Below are 16,872 nucleotides of genomic sequence, written 5' to 3' on the forward strand. Positions count from 1 at the left end.
CACGGCCCGCGGTCCCACGGCTGCCGCCGGGCGGAGGCCGGCCTCCTCCCCGGGCCGTACGCGCACGGCCCCGGATACCGCGGGTGCGGTACGGCACCTGCCTCCCGCCCGGGCGGTGCGCCCGGGCGGGCGGGGGCCCTCAGTGGTTGCGCGGGAAGCCCAGGTCCACTCCGGCGGGGGCGTCGGCCGGGTCGGGCCAGCGGGTGGTGACGACCTTGCCGCGGGTGTAGAAGTGGACGCCGTCGCGGCCGTAGATGTGGTGGTCGCCGAAGAGGGAGTCCTTCCAGCCGCCGAAGGAGTGGTAGCCGACGGGCACCGGGATCGGCACGTTGACGCCGACCATGCCCGCCTGGACCTCCATCTGGAAGCGCCGGGCGGCGCCGCCGTCGCGGGTGAAGACCGCCGTGCCGTTGCCGAACGGCGAGGCGTTCACGATCGCCAGGCCCTCCTCGTAGGTCTCCGCGCGCAGCACGCACAGCACCGGGCCGAAGATCTCGTCGCGGTAGGCGTCCGCGTCGGTGGGGACGTGGTCCAGCAGGGAGAGCCCGATCCAGTGGCCGTCCTCGTAGCCCTCGACGGTGTGGCCGGTGCCGTCCAGGACGACCTCGGAGCCCTGCGCGGCGGCGCCCGTCACGTAGGAGGCCACCTTGTCGCGGTGCGCCCTGGTGATCAGGGGCCCCATCTCGGAGGCGGGGTCGGTGCCGGGGCCGATGGTGATCTTCTCCGCGCGCTCGCGGATACGCTGCACCAGGTCGTCGCCGATCGCGCCGACCGCGACGACCGCGGAGATGGCCATGCAGCGCTCCCCGGCCGAGCCGTAGGCGGCCGAGACCGCGGCGTCGGCGGCCGCGTCGAGGTCCGCGTCGGGCAGCACCAGCATGTGGTTCTTGGCACCGCCGAGGGCCTGCACCCGCTTGCCGTTGGCGGAGGCGGTGGCGTGGATGTGGCGGGCGATCGGCGTGGAGCCCACGAAGGAGACCGCGGCCACGTCGGGGTGCTCCAGCAGGGCGTCCACGGCCACCCTGTCGCCGTGGAGGACGTTCAGCACGCCGGCCGGAAGGCCGGCCTCGGCGGCGAGCTCGGCCAGCAGGTTGGCGGCCGAGGGGTCCTTCTCGCTCGGCTTGAGGACGAAGGTGTTGCCGCAGGCGATGGCCAGCGGGAACATCCACATCGGCACCATGGCGGGGAAGTTGAAGGGTGTGATGCCCGCGACCACGCCGAGCGGCTGGCGGATGGCGGCGACGTCGACCCGGTTGGAGACCTGGGTGGACAGCTCGCCCTTGAGCTCGGTGGTGATGCCGCAGGCCAGTTCGACGATCTCCAGGCCGCGCGCGACCTCGCCCAGGGCGTCGGAGTGCACCTTCCCGTGCTCGGCGGTGATCAGCGCGGCGAGGTCGTCGCGGCGGGCGTCGAGCAGGGCCCGGTAGCGGAAGAGCACGGCCGTGCGCTGGGCGAGGGAGGAGGTCCCCCAGCTCGTGTACGCCTCCCGGGCCGCGGCCACGGCGGCGTCGACCTCGGCGGCCGAGGCCAGGGCCACCCGGGTGGTCACCGCACCGGTGGCCGGATCGGTGACGGGCCCCCAGTTGCCGGACGTCCCCTCGACGGTCCTGCCGCCGATCCAGTGGTGGACGGTCTTCGTCATGGCGAGAGCTCCTTCGGTGCGTCAGAGGTGGCGGCGTCGGGCTGCGGCCTGGCGGTCGTACTCCTCGCGGGCGGACACCGCCGCCGGGCGGGCCGCGGTCTCGGCCACCGGAACATCCCACCACGCCTGTGCCGCGGGCGGGCCCGACACAGTGTCGGGCGTTTCGGTCTCCGTGTAGACACATGTGGGGCCCTCCGCACGGCGCGCTTCGGACAGGGCTTCCCGCAGGTCACGCACGGTCCGGGCGCGGATCACCCGCATCCCGAGGGAGGCCGCGCAGGCGGCCAGGTCGACCGGCAGCGGCGCCCCGCCGTAGGCCCCCCCGGGACCGGTGCGGAGGCGGTAGGCGGTGGCGAAGCCCTCGGCGCCGACGGCGCGGGAGAGCCCGCCGATGGAGGCGTAGCCGTGGTTCTGGAGGATCACCAGCCGCAGCGGTACGCCCTCCTGGACGGCGGTGACGATCTCGGTCGGGTTCATCAGGAAGGTCCCGTCGCCGACCAGGGCCCACACGGGGCGTCCGGGGGCCGCGGCGGCCACGCCGATGGCGGCCGGGATCTCGTAGCCCATGCAGGAGTAGCCGTACTCCACGTGGTACTGGTCGGAGGAGCGGGCCCGCCACAGCCGGTGGAGGTCCCCCGGCAGCGACCCGGCGGCGTTGACCAGGATGTCCTCCTCGGTCACCAGCGCGTCCAGCGCGCCCAGCACCTGGGCCTGGGTGGGGGCGGCATCCGGGTCGGGGGCTGCGAGGGCCGTGTCGACCCGCCGCTCCCAGCGCTCCTTGGCCGTGCGGTAGGCGGTGCGGTAGGCCGCGTCCACCCGGTGGCCCGCAAGGGCCTCGGCGAGTTCCTCCAGGGCGGCCCGGGCGTCGGCGACCACCGCGAGCCCGGCCAGTTTGCAGGCGTCGGAGCCGGCCGCGTTGATGTTGACGAAGCGGACGCCGGGCTCGGCGAAGAGGGTCGAGGAGGCGGTGGTGAAGTCGGTCCAGCGGGTGCCGATCCCCACGACGAGGTCGGCGGTGCGCGCGAGGTCGTCTGCGGTGGCGGTGCCGGTGTGCCCGATGCCGCCCACCTCGCAGGGGTGGTCGTGGGCGAGCGTCCCCTTGCCCGCCTGGGTGGCGGCGACGGGGATGCCGGTGGCCTCGGCCAGGGCCCGCAGCGCCCCCTCGGCCTCGCTGTGCCGGACGCCCCCGCCCGCCACGATCAGCGGCCGGCGGGCGGAGCGGATCGCGGCGGCCGCCTCGGCGAGCGCGGCCCGGTCGGGTCGCGGGCGGCGCACCGGCCAGACCCGCTCGGCGAGGAACTCCTCCGGCCAGTCGAACCCCTCGGCCTGGACGTCCTGCGGGAGCGCGAGGGTCACCGCGCCGGTCTCCACGGGGTCGGTGAGGACGCGCACGGCCGCGAGGGCCGCCGGGATCAGCGCCTCGGGGCGGGTGACGCGGTCGAAGTACCGGGAGACGGGGCGCAGGGCGTCGTTGACCGAGACGTCGCCGGCCCAGGGGACCTCCAGTTGCTGCAGGACGGGGTCGGCGCGGCGGGTGGCGAAGACGTCACCCGGCAGCAGGAGCACCGGCAGGTGGTTGACGGTCGCCAGCGCGGCCCCGGTGACCAGGTTGGTCGCACCGGGACCGATGGAGGTGGTGACGGCGTGGGTGGACAGCCTGCGGGACTGCCGGGCGCGGCCGACGGCGGCGTGGACCATGGCCTGCTCGTTGCGGCCCTGGACGAACGGCATCGCGGGGCCGGACTCCAGGAGCGCCTGGCCGAGCCCGGCGACGTTGCCGTGGCCGAAGATGCCCCAGGTGGCGGGGATCAGCCGCTGTCGGCGTCCGTCGCGCTCGCTGTACTGGGCGGCCAGGAAGCGGACCAGTGCCTGGGCGGTGGTGAGCCGGGTCATCGGTAGCCCTCCGGGTAGCGGGGGTGGAAGCGGATCAGCCACTGCCGCTCGGGGCCGGGACCGGCCATCACGTTGAGGTAGTAGAGGTCGTGACCGGGTTCGGCGACGGAAGGACCGTGCCAGCCGTCGGGCACCAGGACGGCGTCGCCGGTGCGGACCTCCGCGAGGAGGTCCGCACCGCCGGGGCGCGAGGGGGAGACGCGCTGGTATCCGGTGCCGTCGCCGTCGACCTCGAAGTAGTAGACCTCCTCCAGTCTGCTCTCCAGGCCCGGAAGGTCCTCGTCGTGCTTGTGCGGCGGGTAGGAGGACCAGTTGCCGCCGGGGGTGACGACCTCGACGGCGATCAGCCGGTCGCAGTCGAAGGCGCCGACGGCGGCGAAGTTGCGGACCTCGCGGGCCTGGCGGCCGCTCCCGCGGGCTTCGATCGGTACCTCCGGCGCGGGGCCGTAGCGAGCGGGGAGTCGGCGCTCGCACCTCGCTCCTGCCAGGGCGAAGCGGCCTCCCGCGCCGGAGGCGATGCGGGCGCGGGCGTCACGTGGCACATAGGCGAAGTCGCTCACTCCGCCGAACACCCCGTCCCTTCCGCGCAGTTGGAACGACTCGCCATCGGTCTGCACCGTACAGGCCCCCGCCAGCGGCAGCACGATCCATTCGCTGTCCCCGGTGGCGAACGCGTGCGCGCCGCCGGGGGCGAGGTCGAGGACGCGCAGCGCCGCGTGGTCCCGGCCCGCCCCAGCGGGGCCGGTGTCCAGGGCGTAGGGCCCGTGCGCCGCGGTGCCCGCCGGGAGGTGGAGCCGGTCCGGTGTCCTTCGCTCGTCGGTCATGCCCCCTGCCTACCCCCTGCGGCGGGCCGGGCGGCGCACCGGTGCCGGGCCCCCGCGCGCCGCGCGCCCCACCGCACCGGCCGCGCGGCGGCTTCCGCCGTGCGCGGGTGCCCCCGGGCGGGGGCGCGGAGGCCTCGTGCGGACCCTCCCGCGCCCGTCCGTCCGTGCGGTGACGCGGGGGTGGCGCGCGGGGGGCGGGTGGCCGTCGGCGCTCCCGGGGCCCTGCCCGTTGCGCGGGCCGGGGCGGGCGGTGCGGTGGTCTCCCGCGCGCTCACGGCGCCCGCTCCCCCGGCTCCGGCCCCGGCCCGCCGGCGGGGCCGGAGGGCGGGGGGATGCTGGGGTCCGGCGGGACGGGTCCTCCCGCGGCGACCTGCTCGACCTCCTCCTCGTAGGGCATCGCCGCCGAGCAGGCGAGCCGCGCGGCGACCACGGCGCCCGCGGCGTTGGCGAAGCGGACCACGCGCTCCAGGGGCCAGCCCGCCAGCAGCCCGTGGCACAGGGCGCCGCCGAACGCGTCGCCCGCGCCGAGCCCGTTCACGACCTCGACGGCGACGGGCGGGACCTCGACCCGGGTGCCGTCCCGGTGGGCGGCGAGCACGCCCCCCGGGCCCTGCTTGACGACGGCGAGTTCCACACCGGCGGCGAGCAGCGCGTCCGCCGCCGCGTGCGGCTCGCGCTCACCGGTGGCCACCTCGCACTCCTGCGCGTTGCCGACGGCGACGGTGGCGTGGGCCAGCGCCTTGGCGTAGTACTCCCGGGCGGCGGCGGGGTCGGGCCAGAACATCGGGCGCCAGTCGAGGTCGAACACGGTGGTGCCCGAGGCGGCCCGGTGGGCGAGGGCGGCGAGCGTCGCGGTGCGGCTGGGCTCCTCGCTGAGACCGGTGCCCGTCATCCAGAAGACACGGGCCGCGCGGATCGGTTCGCGCTCCAGCTCGCCCTCCCTGATGCACAGGTCGGGGGCGGTGGGCCGGCGGTAGAAGTAGAGCGGGAAGTCGTCGGGCGGGAAGAGCTCGCAGAAGGCGACCGGGGTGGGGAGGTCCTCGACCGAGGTGACCCAGCGGTCGTCCACCCCGAAGGCGCGCAGGGCCCCGTGGAGGTACTCGCCGAAGGGGTCCTGCCCGGTACGGGTGATCACCGCCGTCCGCCGTCCGAGGCGGGCGGCCGCCACCGCCACGTTGGACGGCGAGCCGCCCAGGTACCTGCCGAAGGTGTCCACCTCGGCGAGCGGTACGCCGACGCGCAGCGGGTACAGGTCCACCCCGATCCGGCCCATGGTGATCACGTCGTAGCGCTGCGGGGCGTACGGCTGCGGCATGCGGGTCCCTCCGTCCGGGGGTGCACCCCGGTTCTAGCCGCCCGCACGAACGGTGTCAATATTTTGTCCGGACATTCGGACCAAGCCTTGACACCCTGCTCCGGCGGCCGGAAGCCTGGCCGCCATGACCTCACGCGCCCCCGCACTGGACCGCATCCGGGTCGGCTCGGCCCCCGACTCCTGGGGGGTGTGGTTCCCCGACGACCCGCGGCAGGTGCCCTGGCGGCGCTTCCTCGACGAGGTGGCCCGCGCCGGGTACGAATGGATCGAGCTCGGTCCGTACGGCTACCTCCCGAGCGACCCGGAGCGGCTGGCCGCCGAGACCTCCCGCCGGGGCCTGCGGGTGTCCGCGGGGACCGTCTTCACCGCGCTCCACCGGGGCCCGGAGGTGTGGGAGGGGACCTGGGAGCACGTCGCACGGGTCGCGGCGCTCGCCCGGGCGGTGGACGCCCGGCACCTGGTGGTCATCCCGTCCTTCTGGCGGGACGACCGGACGGGCCGGGTGCTGGAGGAGCGCACCCTGGACGCCGCGCAGTGGCGCGATCTGGCCCGCCAGACGGAGCGCCTGGGGCGTGAGGTGCGCGAGCGCTTCGGCCTGCGGATCGTGGTCCACCCGCACGCGGACACCCACATCGACACCGAGGAGAACGTCGCGCGGTTCCTGGACGCCACCGATCCGGAGCTGGTCTCCCTCTGCCTGGACACGGGCCACTACGCCTACTGCGGCGGGGACAGCGTGGAGCTGATCAGGACCTACGGGGAGCGGATCGGCTACCTCCACCTGAAGCAGGTGGACCCGGACGTCCTCGCCAGGGTGACGGCCGAGGGGACCCCGTTCGGTCCGGCCGTCGCGCAGGGGGTGATGTGCGAACCGCCCGCGGGCGTGCCGGCCCTGGAGCCGGTGCTGACCGCGGCGGGCGCCCTCGGCGTGGACCTCTTCGCCATCGTCGAGCAGGACATGTACCCCTGCCCGGCGGACCGCCCGCTGCCGATCGCGGAGCGCACCCGCGCCTTCCTCCGCTCCTGCGGCGTCTGACGCGGGCGCACGCGGGTCCGGCGCCCGTGAGGGCGCACCGCCCCGGCGGGTGCGACACATCCGTCACGGTTGTACCGGACCGTCCACGGATGTCTCCGTTACGCGGGCTTTCCGTCACAGACGGTCGACAGCCCCGCCCCTGCCGTCGCGGCCGGGCGTTCACCGGGCACAGGCTCAGTGATCACCAGCGACCCCGCGGCAGCTCCCCCGACGGCACCCCCCGCCGTGGCTGCCGCGCGCGCAGGGAGGTGCCCCATGACGGACAGAAACCTCTGGTCCTACAAGGACATCGCGGCCCACATCCGGGTGCAGCCGGAGACGGTGCGCTCCTACCGCAAACACGGACTGCTCCCGCCACCGGACCACGTGGAGGCGGGGAAGCCGTTCTGGCGCGCGGACACCATCCGTACCTGGGTGGCCAACCGCCCGGGCAACCGGGGGCGCCGCGGGTGACCGGCCACCCACCTCGCCTCCATACCCCCTAGGGGTATAGACTCGCCACGGCGGGTCCCCGGGAGGCCTTCCGTGGACCCGCCCACGCACCCAGACACCCCTCCCCGAGGAGACTGCCATGACCACCGAGGCGCAGACCGACACCGCGGCCGGGGCCCAGCCCGCCGGCTCCTGCTGCTCCGCCGCCCCCCGCGACACGGCGGCGGGCGAGCCCGGCGGCGTCACCGCGGTGTACCTGGTCACGGGCATGACCTGCGGCCACTGCGAGGGGGCCGTCGGCGAGGAGATCTCGGCGCTGCCCGGGGTCACCTCGGTGACGGCCGACGCGGCGACCGGGCGGGTGACGGTCGCCTCCGGGGCACCGCTCGACGAGGCCGCCGTACGCGCGGCCGTCGACGAGGCGGGCTACGAACTGACCGGCCGCGCCTGACCGATCGGCGCACCGGCGGAAGGGCCGGGCGCGGACCTCCGCGGGAGACCGCACGGGCCCGCGCCCGGCCCTTTCTCGCCACCGGCCGCCGCGCGGCGCGCCGCCCCCCGCCCCCCGCGCCCGGCCCGCGGGGCCCCCGGACAGCGAACTCCGGCCACGGCGGGCAAATCTTTACCGGACCTTGATGCATCCGGGCCCGCGACATCAGTCGGGGCATCAACACTGGTCAGCGCCGCAGCCATCCCGAAAACACACCCTTTCGCCCCGCTTTGCGGCAGCCAGAGCACCGCCGCCCCGAGCCCGAATGGGACTACAAATAGGTCACAGGACCTTCACATCGAGACGTAGATCACAGATATTTGGGGGTAACCATTCGGACTCCTCGCGAGTCTTAGTGGTCGATGCCAGAACGTCTTGGGGGACGTTCGTGGAATGTCTTGGGGGACGTTCCAGGCAAGCGTTGGCCGGGGCACGTGCCCGGGGAGCTTTGAGCGGCCCTCCCGTGCGTACGTACCCCGGCAGACCGCAGGGAGCATCCGCTCCCGCAGACGCCCGGCCGGATCCCGTGGGGGGAATCCGCTCGGGGATATGGGAAGCGCCCCGTCTCCGACCCGTGGGGGGATCGGCGGCGGGGCGCTTCTCGCGTACGGCGCGGGTGCGGGCTCAGCGGGCCTCGACCGGCACGAAGTCACGCAGGACCTCGCCGGTGTAGATCTGGCGCGGGCGGCCGATGCGCGAACCCGGCTCCTTGATCATCTCGTGCCACTGGGCGATCCAGCCCGGCAGGCGGCCCAGGGCGAACAGCACGGTGAACATCTCGGTCGGGAAGCCCATCGCCCGGTAGATCAGACCCGTGTAGAAGTCGACGTTCGGGTACAGGTTGCGCTGCACGAAGTACTCGTCGGAGAGCGCGTGCTCCTCCAGCTTCAGCGCGATGTCCAGCAGCTCGTCGGACTTGCCGAGGGCGGAGAGGACGTCGTGGGCGGCCGCCTTGATGATCTTGGCGCGCGGGTCGAAGGACTTGTACACCCGGTGGCCGAAGCCCATCAGGCGGACGCCGTCCTCCTTGTTCTTCACCTTGTTGATGAAGGACTCGACGTTGCCGCCGTCGGCCTGGATGCCCTCCAGCATCTCCAGCACCGACTGGTTGGCACCGCCGTGCAGCGGGCCCCACAGGGCGCTGATGCCGGCGGAGATCGAGGCGAACATGTTCGCCTGCGAGGAGCCGACCAGGCGCACGGTGGAGGTGGAGCAGTTCTGCTCGTGGTCCGCGTGCAGGATCAGGAGCTTGTCCAGGGCGGAGACGACCACCGGGTCGAGCTCGTACTCCTGCGCGGGGACCGAGAAGGTCATGCGGAGGAAGTTCTCCACGTAGCCGAGGTCGTTGCGCGGGTAGACGAACGGGTGGCCGATCGACTTCTTGTAGGCGTAGGCGGCGATCGTCGGCAGCTTGGCCAGCAGCCGGATCGTCGACAGGTGGCGCTGCTCCTCGTCGAAGGGGTTGTGGCTGTCCTGGTAGAACGTGGACAGCGCACTGACCACGGAGGACAGCATCGCCATCGGGTGGGCGTCGCGCGGGAAGCCCTGGAAGAAGCGCTTGACGTCCTCGTGCAGCAGGGTGTGCTGCGTGATCTCGTTCTTGAACGCGGCGAGCTCGTCGACGGTCGGCAGCTCACCGTTGATCAGCAGCGACGCGACCTCCAGGAAGGTCGAGCGCTCCGCCAGCTGCTCGATCGGGTAGCCGCGGTAGCGCAGGATGCCCTGCTCGCCGTCGAGGTAGGTGATCGCGGATTTATAGGCGGCGGTGTTGCCGTAGCCGCTGTCCAGGGTCACCAGACCGGTCTGGGCTCGGAGCTTCCCGATGTCGAAGCCCTTGTCACCGACGGTGCTCTCGACCACCGGGTAGGTGTATTCACCGTCCGCGTACCGCAGTACTACAGAGTTGTCGCTCACGTCATCCCTCACCGACGTAGTGCCTCTACTTCGAGGTGCCCTGACTGTCTCTACCATCCCCCATTTGGCTCAGGAGAGTGCACTCGGGGTCGACCATTGGGCCCGCCGGCGGCACTCAGTGCCGCCAACCTGCTCATCTTGCCCCCTTCGCCCCGGTTCTGAAAGCCGGGGTGGGGTCGGGGTGGTGTTTCCCACCCTGCTACGCCGCCGAACCGCCCGGCCCGCGGGGGCGTCGCCGACCGGGCGCGGCGCACCGCGTGCCACCGCCCGGCGGGACGCTCCGCCGGGCGGTGGCACGCGGTGCGCTCAGCCCAGGCGGTGGTCGAGGGCGGTGTGGCGGCGCCCGGCGGAGACCGTGCGCACGGCCTGGCCCAGCGCCCGCCGCGAGCCGACCAGCACCACCAGCCCCTTCGCCCGGGTGACGGCCGTGTAGAGGAGGTTGCGCTGCAGCATCATCCAGGCACCCGTGGTGACCGGGATGACCACGGCGGGGTACTCGCTGCCCTGGGAGCGGTGGATGGTGACGGCGTACGCGTGGGCCAGCTCGTCCAGCTCGTCGAAGTCGTAGGGCACCTCCTCGTCCTCGTCGGTGAGCACCGTGAGGCGCTGGTCGTCCGCGCTCAGGGAGGTCACCACGCCCACCGTGCCGTTGAAGACGCCGTTGCGGCCCTTCTCGTAGTTGTTGCGGACCTGGGTGACCTTGTCGCCGACGCGGAAGACCCGTCCGCCGAAGCGCTTCTCCGGCAGATCGGGGCGGGCCGGGGTGATCGCCTGCTGGAGGAGTCCGTTGAGGGTGCCCGCGCCGGCCGGGCCGCGGTGCATCGGCGCCAGGACCTGCACGTCCCGCCGGGCGTCGAGACCGAAGGTGGCCGGGATGCGGCGGGCGGCCACGTCGACCGCCAGGCGCCCCGCCTCCTCCGTCTCCTCGGCGACGAAGAGGAAGAAGTCCTTCAGGCCGGTGGTCACGGGCGGCAGGCCCTCGTTGATCCGGTGGGCGTTGGTCACCACCCCGGACTCCCGGGCCTGGCGGAAGATCCGGGTGAGCCGCACGCTCGGCACCGGGCCGCCCTCCGCGAGCAGGTCGCGCAGCACCTCCCCGGCACCGACGCTGGGCAGCTGGTCCACGTCGCCCACCAGCAGCAGGTGGGCTCCCATGGCCACCGCCTTGACGAGCTTGTTGGCGAGCAGCAGGTCCAGCATGGACGCCTCGTCGACGACGATCAGGTCCGCGTCGAGCGGCCGGTCGCGGTCGAAGGCCGCGTCGCCGCCCGGCTTCAGCTCCAGCAGCCGGTGGACGGTGGACGCCTCGGCCCCCGTCAGCTCGGCCAGCCGCTTGGCCGCCCGGCCGGTGGGCGCCGCGAGGACCACCGCGGCCTTCTTGGCCCGGGCCAGTTCCACGATCGAGCGCACGGTGAAGGACTTGCCGCAGCCGGGACCACCGGTCAGCACCGCCACCCTGCTGGTCAGCGCGAGCTTGACCGCTTCCTGCTGCTCGGGGGCGAGTTCCACCCCGGTGCGCCGCGCCAGCCAGCCCAGTGCCCTGTCCCAGTCCACGTCCTGGAACGCCGGCATCCGGTCCTCCCCGGCGCCCAGCAGCCGGCGCACCTGGCCCGCCAGCGACAGCTCCGCTCGGTGGAAGGGCACCAGGTAGACGGCGGTGACGGGCTCCCCGCCCGCCGGCCCCGGCACCTTCTCGCGCACCACCCCCTCCTCGTCGGCGGCCAGCTCGGCAAGGCAGTCGATGACCAGCCCGGCGTCGACCTGGAGGAGCTTCACGGAGTCCGCGATCAGCCGCTCCTCGGGGAGGAAGCAGTGCCCCTGGTCGGTGGACTGCGACAGGGCGTACCGGAGGCCGGCCTTGACCCGGTCGGGGCTGTCGTGCGGGATGCCCACGGCCTGTGCGATCCGGTCGGCGGTCAGGAAGCCGATGCCCCACACGTCGGCGGCGAGCCGGTAGGGCTGGTTGCGCACCACGGAGATCGAGGCGTCGCCGTACTTCTTGTAGATGCGCACCGCGATGGAGGTGGAGACGCCGACCCCCTGGAGGAAGACCATGACCTCCTTGATCGCCTTCTGCTCCTCCCAGGCCGCGCCGATCAGCGCCGTGCGCTTGGGACCGAGACCGGGCACCTCGACGAGCCGGCCGGGCTCCTGCTCGATCACCTCCAGCGTGTCCGTGCCGAAGTGGTCGACGATCCGCTCGGCGATCCTCGGCCCGATGCCCTTGATCAGCCCGGAGCCCAGGTAGCGGCGGATGCCCTGGACCGTCGCCGGCAGCACGGTGGTGTAGTTCTCCACCGTGAACTGCCGGCCGTACTGGGGGTGGGAGCCCCAGCGGCCCTCCATCCGCAGCGACTCGCCGACCTGCGCGCCGAGCAGCGAACCGACGACCGTGAGCAGTTCGCCCGCGCCCCGGCCGGTGTCGACGCGCGCGACGGTGTAGCCGTTCTCCTCGTTGGCGTAGGTGATGCGCTCCAGCACGCCTTCGAGGACGGCAGGGGTGAAGCCCGGTGCGTCTGCCGGGCGGGCCGCCGGAATGGACATGGCCCGACGCTACCGCCCGCCGCGGACACCCCGGGCGTCCCACGGAGGTTCCCCGCGCCCGGCGCCGGTCACAGGCCCGTGCGCCGCAGCACCTCGCCGAGGTCGACGAACTTCAGGTTGGTGCCCTCGCGTTCGGCGGTGCCGTCGTGGCCGTCCTGGACGACCAGCAGGCCGTGCGGGTAGGCGCGGCCGAGCGGGGCACCGAGGACGGCGGCCCCGTCGCACTCCTCGGAGCCGTCGACGCCGCCTCCGGGCCCCACCCGGAACCCGGCCGCGTACGGGGTGCGGGGGCCGGTGTCCCTGCGGTAGACCGCGAAGGTGTCGTCGCCCTGGCTGGAGGCGAGCAGGTAGCGGCGGCCGTCGCGGCCGGTGAGCAGGGCCAGTCCCTCGACGTCGGCGGCCAGCCGGGTGCCGCCGAAGCCCGGGTCGGCACCGGGCAGGCACTCCCCGGTCTCCTCGTCGTGGACCGCGGGCACGCCGAACTCCCGGACGCGGTCCACCAGTCGGGGCGTTCCGCCCAGGTCGGCGCGCATCCGCCAGATGCCCACGTCCTCCTGGGCGGCGTAGAGGGTGCCGGTGCCGGGGTCGACGACCATGCCCTCCACCTGGGGCAGCTCGCCCGGGTCGCCGCAGGGGGTCCAGGAGGTGCCGTCCGGGAGCCGGAAGGCGGCGGGGAGGCGCAGGGTGCGGACCGTGCGGTAGGAGACCGTTCCGGAGGGGGTGGGGAGCAGTTCCAGCAGCGCGATCCCGGTCCGCTCCCGCCGGCTCACCAGGGCGTAGGAGCGGTGGGAGCGGCGGTCGGTCCAGGTGGCCAGCCCGTAGGCGGTGCGCTGCTCGTCGGCCTCGTCCTGGTCGGCGGAGAAGATCCGCGGCGCGGCGGGGTCGGTGACGTCGCGCAGCGGGGCGGCCCCCTCCCCGGGTGCGATCCGGTGGACGCGCAGCCGGTCCCCGCCGCGGTCGGTGGTGACGGCCACGTCCGCGCGCCCGCCGGGCAGGTGCAGGCCGTGCACCAGGTCGACGTTGTTGAAGCGCCCCGGGGCGTCGCTGGGGCGGGCGGGCACGGGCGCGGGCAGGGACTGCACGAGCCGGGCCGCGAGGTCGTAGACGCGCAGGCCGCCCTCCTTGGCGGTGGCGATCACGAGGCTGCGCCCGGGGTCCGAGGGATTGCGCCAGATCGCCGGGTCGTCGGCGTCGGCGTTGCCGCCCTCCTCGTCGTCGTACAGCGTCGGCGTCTCGGCCCGCGGGTGGACGGTCGGCAGCGGCGGCGCGGGGTGCGCGTGCGCGGAGGCGGGGGCGGTCAGGGCCGCGAGGGCCGTGCCGAGGGCGAGTACGCCGGAGCACAGGGAGCGGGTCCGCTTCACGGAGGGTCCTCACTGTCGGGTGCACGTCAGATGCCGTGCGTGAGGGTGGCGCCCCGGCATGGCCGCCGGGCGGACGCGGCACCACGACCGGGTGGCTCGCCGGTGAACGGCGCGCCTGCGGCCGCGGCCCGCGCGGGCCCGGGCACCGGACCCGGTCAGAGCACGCAGTCCGTGAACCGCCCCGCCGTCTCCGCCAGGACCTCCACCCCGTCCCTGGCCCACAGCCCGTCGTTGAACAGCTCCACCTCGAGGGGACCGCGCCAGCCGGCCGCCTCCACCCGCTCGCGCCAGGCACGCAGGTCGACCGCCCCGTCGCCGAGCTGGCCCCGGCCCGTGAGCACCCCGGCGGGCAGCGGGGTCGTCCAGTCGGCGAACTGGACGGCGTGCAGCCGCCCCGCGGCGCCCGCGCGGGCCACCGCCGCCGGGGCGCGGTCGTCCCACCAGACGTGGTACGTGTCCACCACCACGCCGACCCGGTCCGCCGGGAAGCGCTCCGCCAGGTCGAGCGCCTGGTCGAGGGTGGAGACCACGCACCGGTCGGCGGCGAACATCGGGTGCAGGGGCTCCACGGCCAGGCGGACGCCCCGCTCGCCCGCGTACGGGGCGAGGACGGCCAGGCACTCGGCGATCCGCTCCCGGGCCGCGGCCAGGTCGCGGCTGCCGGGGGGCAGGCCGCCCGGGACCAGGACCAGCGTGTCCGTGCCCAGTGCCGCCGCCTCGTCCACCGCGGCCCGGTTGTCGTCCAGGGCGCGCGCCCGGCCCGCGGGGTCGGCGGCGGTCAGGAAGCCGCCGCGGCACAGCGAGGTGACCGCGAGTCCGGCGTCCCGGACCAGCTTCGCCGTCGCCGCGAGGCCGTGCTCGGCGACCGGTTCGCGCCACAGCCCGACGGCGGGCACCCCGAGGGTGACGCAGGCCTCGACGAGGGCCGGCACCGTCAGCTGCCTCACGGTCATCTGGTTGATGCTCAGGCGGGACAGCGCGCCGCTCACCGCGGGACCCCGTGGATGCCGAGCAGCAGGGCCAGGCGGCGCTCGGCGAGCGCCGGGTCCGGGAACAGGCCCAGGCCGTCGGCGAGTTCGTAGGCGCGGGCCAGGTGCGGCAGCGACCGGGCCGACTGGAGGCCGCCGACCATGGTGAAGTGCGACTGGTGCCCCGCGAGCCAGGCCAGGAACACGACTCCGGTCTTGTAGAAGCGGGTCGGGGGCCGGAAGAGGTGCCGGGAGAGGCCGACCGTCGGGTCGAGGCGCCTGCGGAAGCCGGCGGTGTCCCCCGCGTCCAGGGAGCGCACCGCCTCCGCCGCCAGCGGGCCCAGCGGGTCGAAGGCGCCGAGCAGCGCATGGCTGAACCCCGCCTCGTCGCCGGCGATCAGCTCCGGGTAGTGGAAGTCGTCACCCGTGTAGCAGCGCACGCCCGGCGGCAGGCGGCGGCGCAGGGCGATCTCCCGCCCGGCGTCCAGCAGGGAGACCTTGACGCCGTCGACCTTGTCGGCGTGGGCGCCGACGATCCCGAGGAACGTGTCCGTGGCGGTGTCGAGGTCGCCGGAGCCCCAGTAGCCCTCCAGCGCCGGGTCGAACACCGGGCCGAGCCAGTGCAGGATCACCGGCTCCGACGCCTGGCGCAGCAGCCCCCCGTAGACGTCGAGGTAGTGCTCCGCCGAGCGCGCGGCGGCGGCCAGGGCGCGGGAGGCCATCAGCACGGGCCGCGCCCCGGCCGACTCGACCAGCGCGAGCTGCTCCTCGTACGCGGCGCGCACCTCGGCGAGGGTGGCGGCGCCGGTGAGCTGGTCGGTGCCCGCCCCGCAGACGATCGCGCCGCCCGCCGCCCGCGCCTCGGCGGCGGAGCGGCGGATCAGCTCGGCGGCACCCGGCCAGTCGAGCCCCATGCCCCGCTGGGCGGTGTCCATCGCCTCGGCGACGCCCAGGCCGTGGTCCCACAGGTGGCGGCGGAAGGCGAGGGTGGCGTCCCAGTCGACCGCGGCGGGGTCGCCGGGAGCGGTGTCGGCGAGCGGATCGGCGACCACATGGGCGGCGGCGAGCACCGCACGGGAGGCGGGCGGCGGACCGGGCACCGGCCGCCGCGGGGCGGGGCACGGCTCGTGGCGGTGCAGCGTGCCGTCCGCCCGGGGCAGCAGGAGGGTCACAGCACCAGCTCCGGGACCTCGACGCGGCGCCCCTCGGCGGAGCTGAGCAGGCCGAGTTCGGCGAGCTGCACCCCCCGGGCACCCGCCAGGAGGTCCCAGCGGTAGGGCGTGCCGAGCACCACATGGCGCAGGAAGGCCTCCCACTGCGCCTTGAAGCCGTTGCCGAACTCCTCGTTGTCCGGGACCTCCTGCCACTGGTCGCGGAACCGGTCCCCCGTGGGCAGGTCGGGGTTCCAGACCGGCTTCGGGGTCGTGGCGCGGTGCTGGATCCGGCAGCCGTGCAGCCCCGCCACGGCCGAACCGTGGGTGCCGTCGACCTGGAACTCCAGCAGTTCCTCGCGGTGGACCCGCACCGCCCAGGAGGAGTTGATCTGCGCGACGGCCCCGCCCGGGAGCTCGAAGATGCCGTAGACGGCGTCGTCGGCGGTCGCGTCGTAGGGCCGGCCGCCCTCGTCGATACGGCGGGGCACATGGGTGGCGGTGCGGGCCGTGACGGCGGTGACCCGGCCGAACAGCTCGTGCAGGACGTACTCCCAGTGCGGGAGCATGTCGGCGGTGATGCCGCCGCCGTCCTCGGCGCGGTAGTTCCAGGACGGGCGCTGGGCCCGCTGCCAGTCGCCCTCGAAGACCCAGTAGCCGAACTCGCCGCGCACGGACAGGACGCGGCCGAAGAAGCCGCCGTCGACCAGGCGCTTCAGCTTCCGCAGACCGGGCAGGAAGATCTTGTCCTGGACGACCCCGTGGCGGACCCCGGCGCGGTCCGCGAGGCGGGCCAGGTCCAGGGCGCCCGCGAGGTCGAGTGCGGTCGGCTTCTCGGTGTAGAGGTGCTTGCCCGCGGCGACGGCCCGCTTGAGGGCCTCGGGCCGCGCCGCGGTCGCCTGGGCGTCGAAGTAGACCTCGACGCTGTCGTCGGCGAGCACGGCGTCGAGGTCGGTGGAGGTCTCGGCCAGCCCGTGGCGTGCGGCGATCTCACGCAGGGCGTCCGCGCGGCGGCCGACCAGCACGGGTTCGGGCCACAGGACGTCGCCGCCGCCGAGGTCCAGGCCGCCCTGCTCACGCAGGGCGAGGAGGGAGCGCACCAGATGCTGCCGGTAGCCCATCCGCCCTGTGACCCCGTTCATGGCGATACGTACGGTCCTGCGCGCCATGGGACGCCTCCCTCTTTCCTCTCGGAATTACCCGGGTTCCCTCGATATGAGAGCAGCAAGCGCTTTCTACGCGATATGAAGCTAGCCTGCCGACAGCGGCCGGACAAGGGGCCGCTCCCGACCCTGCGGAGGA

General features: G+C 74.4%; 13 protein-coding genes. 3 read left to right on the forward strand and 10 right to left on the reverse strand.

Annotated features, from left to right (window positions below; translation table 11 throughout):
- Nucleotides 1–139: 139 nt before the first annotated feature.
- The 4 genes from NPS70_RS07105 to iolC all read right to left on the reverse strand — a co-directional run bounded on the left by NPS70_RS07105 (nucleotide 140) and on the right by iolC (nucleotide 5,674).
- Complete coding sequence (locus NPS70_RS07105) at nucleotides 140–1,642, reverse strand: CoA-acylating methylmalonate-semialdehyde dehydrogenase (RefSeq protein WP_256523183.1); 1,503 nt, start codon at nucleotides 1,640–1,642, stop codon at nucleotides 140–142.
- Nucleotides 1,643–1,663: 21 nt separating this feature from the next.
- Nucleotides 1,664–3,535: a 3D-(3,5/4)-trihydroxycyclohexane-1,2-dione acylhydrolase (decyclizing) gene (gene iolD / locus NPS70_RS07110; RefSeq protein ID WP_256523185.1), complete on the reverse strand. Its 1,872-nt coding sequence runs from the start codon at nucleotides 3,533–3,535 to the stop codon at nucleotides 1,664–1,666.
- A complete protein-coding gene (iolB, locus tag NPS70_RS07115; protein WP_256523186.1) occupies nucleotides 3,532–4,359 on the reverse strand; it encodes a 5-deoxy-glucuronate isomerase in 828 nt (275 codons plus the stop codon). Before iolB ends, iolD begins: the two co-directional genes overlap by 4 nt.
- Nucleotides 4,360–4,630: 271 nt before the next feature.
- Nucleotides 4,631–5,674: a 5-dehydro-2-deoxygluconokinase gene (gene iolC / locus NPS70_RS07120; RefSeq protein ID WP_256523188.1), complete on the reverse strand. Its 1,044-nt coding sequence runs from the start codon at nucleotides 5,672–5,674 to the stop codon at nucleotides 4,631–4,633.
- Between the two features lie 124 nt (nucleotides 5,675–5,798).
- Here iolC and NPS70_RS07125 point away from each other — a divergent pair, with 124 nt between their 5' ends.
- The 3 genes from NPS70_RS07125 (at nucleotide 5,799) to NPS70_RS07135 (ending at nucleotide 7,593) form a co-directional block, all read left to right on the forward strand.
- Entirely contained in the window at nucleotides 5,799–6,710 is a 912-nt protein-coding gene (locus NPS70_RS07125; protein WP_256523189.1) for a sugar phosphate isomerase/epimerase, read from the forward strand.
- Between the two features lie 255 nt (nucleotides 6,711–6,965).
- The gene (locus NPS70_RS07130; RefSeq protein WP_256523191.1) at nucleotides 6,966–7,163 is read left to right on the forward strand and encodes an AlpA family transcriptional regulator; all 198 of its coding nucleotides are present in this window, start codon (nucleotides 6,966–6,968) and stop codon (nucleotides 7,161–7,163) included.
- Between the two features lie 118 nt (nucleotides 7,164–7,281).
- Complete coding sequence (locus NPS70_RS07135; RefSeq protein WP_256523192.1) at nucleotides 7,282–7,593, forward strand: heavy-metal-associated domain-containing protein; 312 nt, start codon at nucleotides 7,282–7,284, stop codon at nucleotides 7,591–7,593.
- A 663-nt stretch (nucleotides 7,594–8,256) separates the two neighbouring features.
- On the opposite strand, the gene NPS70_RS07140 is transcribed toward NPS70_RS07135, so the two are convergent.
- The 6 genes from NPS70_RS07140 to NPS70_RS07165 all read right to left on the reverse strand — a co-directional run bounded on the left by NPS70_RS07140 (nucleotide 8,257) and on the right by NPS70_RS07165 (nucleotide 16,739).
- The gene (locus NPS70_RS07140; RefSeq protein ID WP_256523195.1) at nucleotides 8,257–9,546 is read right to left on the reverse strand and encodes a citrate synthase; all 1,290 of its coding nucleotides are present in this window, start codon (nucleotides 9,544–9,546) and stop codon (nucleotides 8,257–8,259) included.
- Nucleotides 9,547–9,852: 306 nt separating this feature from the next.
- On the reverse strand, nucleotides 9,853–12,090 hold the full coding sequence (locus tag NPS70_RS07145; protein ID WP_256523196.1) for an ATP-dependent RecD-like DNA helicase: 2,238 nt from the start codon (nucleotides 12,088–12,090) through the stop codon (nucleotides 9,853–9,855).
- Between the two features lie 68 nt (nucleotides 12,091–12,158).
- Nucleotides 12,159–13,451 carry a phytase gene (locus NPS70_RS07150; protein WP_374211950.1) on the reverse strand — a complete coding sequence of 431 codons (1,293 nt, stop codon included), beginning with the start codon at nucleotides 13,449–13,451 and terminating at the stop codon, nucleotides 12,159–12,161.
- Nucleotides 13,452–13,606: 155 nt separating this feature from the next.
- Nucleotides 13,607–14,404, reverse strand: coding sequence for a sugar phosphate isomerase/epimerase (locus NPS70_RS07155; protein ID WP_256523198.1), 798 nt, complete (start codon nucleotides 14,402–14,404; stop codon nucleotides 13,607–13,609).
- A 32-nt stretch (nucleotides 14,405–14,436) separates the two neighbouring features.
- Nucleotides 14,437–15,591: a dihydrodipicolinate synthase family protein gene (locus tag NPS70_RS07160; protein WP_256523199.1), complete on the reverse strand. Its 1,155-nt coding sequence runs from the start codon at nucleotides 15,589–15,591 to the stop codon at nucleotides 14,437–14,439.
- Nucleotides 15,588–16,739, reverse strand: a complete 1,152-nt coding sequence (locus tag NPS70_RS07165) for a Gfo/Idh/MocA family protein (protein WP_256523200.1) — start codon at nucleotides 16,737–16,739, stop codon at nucleotides 15,588–15,590. Before NPS70_RS07165 ends, NPS70_RS07160 begins: the two co-directional genes overlap by 4 nt.
- Between the last annotated feature and the right edge of the window lie 133 nt (nucleotides 16,740–16,872).

It is taken from the genome of Streptomyces sp. C10-9-1 (assembly GCF_024497955.1).
In the GTDB taxonomy this organism is placed as follows: domain Bacteria; phylum Actinomycetota; class Actinomycetes; order Streptomycetales; family Streptomycetaceae; genus Streptomyces; species Streptomyces sanyensis.

What these genes read in the sequence shown, in the direction of transcription:
- iolC (WP_256523188.1), bottom strand. Translation starts at nt 5,674, where the DNA reads ATGCCGCAGCCGTACGCCCCGCAGCGCTACGACGTGATCACCATGGGC.
- NPS70_RS07105 (WP_256523183.1), bottom strand. Translation starts at nt 1,642, where the DNA reads ATGACGAAGACCGTCCACCACTGGATCGGCGGCAGGACCGTCGAGGGG.
- NPS70_RS07165 (WP_256523200.1), bottom strand. Translation starts at nt 16,739, where the DNA reads ATGGCGCGCAGGACCGTACGTATCGCCATGAACGGGGTCACAGGGCGG.
- NPS70_RS07145 (WP_256523196.1), bottom strand. Translation starts at nt 12,090, where the DNA reads ATGTCCATTCCGGCGGCCCGCCCGGCAGACGCACCGGGCTTCACCCCT.
- NPS70_RS07125 (WP_256523189.1), top strand. Translation starts at nt 5,799, where the DNA reads ATGACCTCACGCGCCCCCGCACTGGACCGCATCCGGGTCGGCTCGGCC.
- NPS70_RS07155 (WP_256523198.1), bottom strand. Translation starts at nt 14,404, where the DNA reads ATGACCGTGAGGCAGCTGACGGTGCCGGCCCTCGTCGAGGCCTGCGTC.
- NPS70_RS07135 (WP_256523192.1), top strand. Translation starts at nt 7,282, where the DNA reads ATGACCACCGAGGCGCAGACCGACACCGCGGCCGGGGCCCAGCCCGCC.
- NPS70_RS07130 (WP_256523191.1), top strand. Translation starts at nt 6,966, where the DNA reads ATGACGGACAGAAACCTCTGGTCCTACAAGGACATCGCGGCCCACATC.
- iolD (WP_256523185.1), bottom strand. Translation starts at nt 3,535, where the DNA reads ATGACCCGGCTCACCACCGCCCAGGCACTGGTCCGCTTCCTGGCCGCC.
- iolB (WP_256523186.1), bottom strand. Translation starts at nt 4,359, where the DNA reads ATGACCGACGAGCGAAGGACACCGGACCGGCTCCACCTCCCGGCGGGC.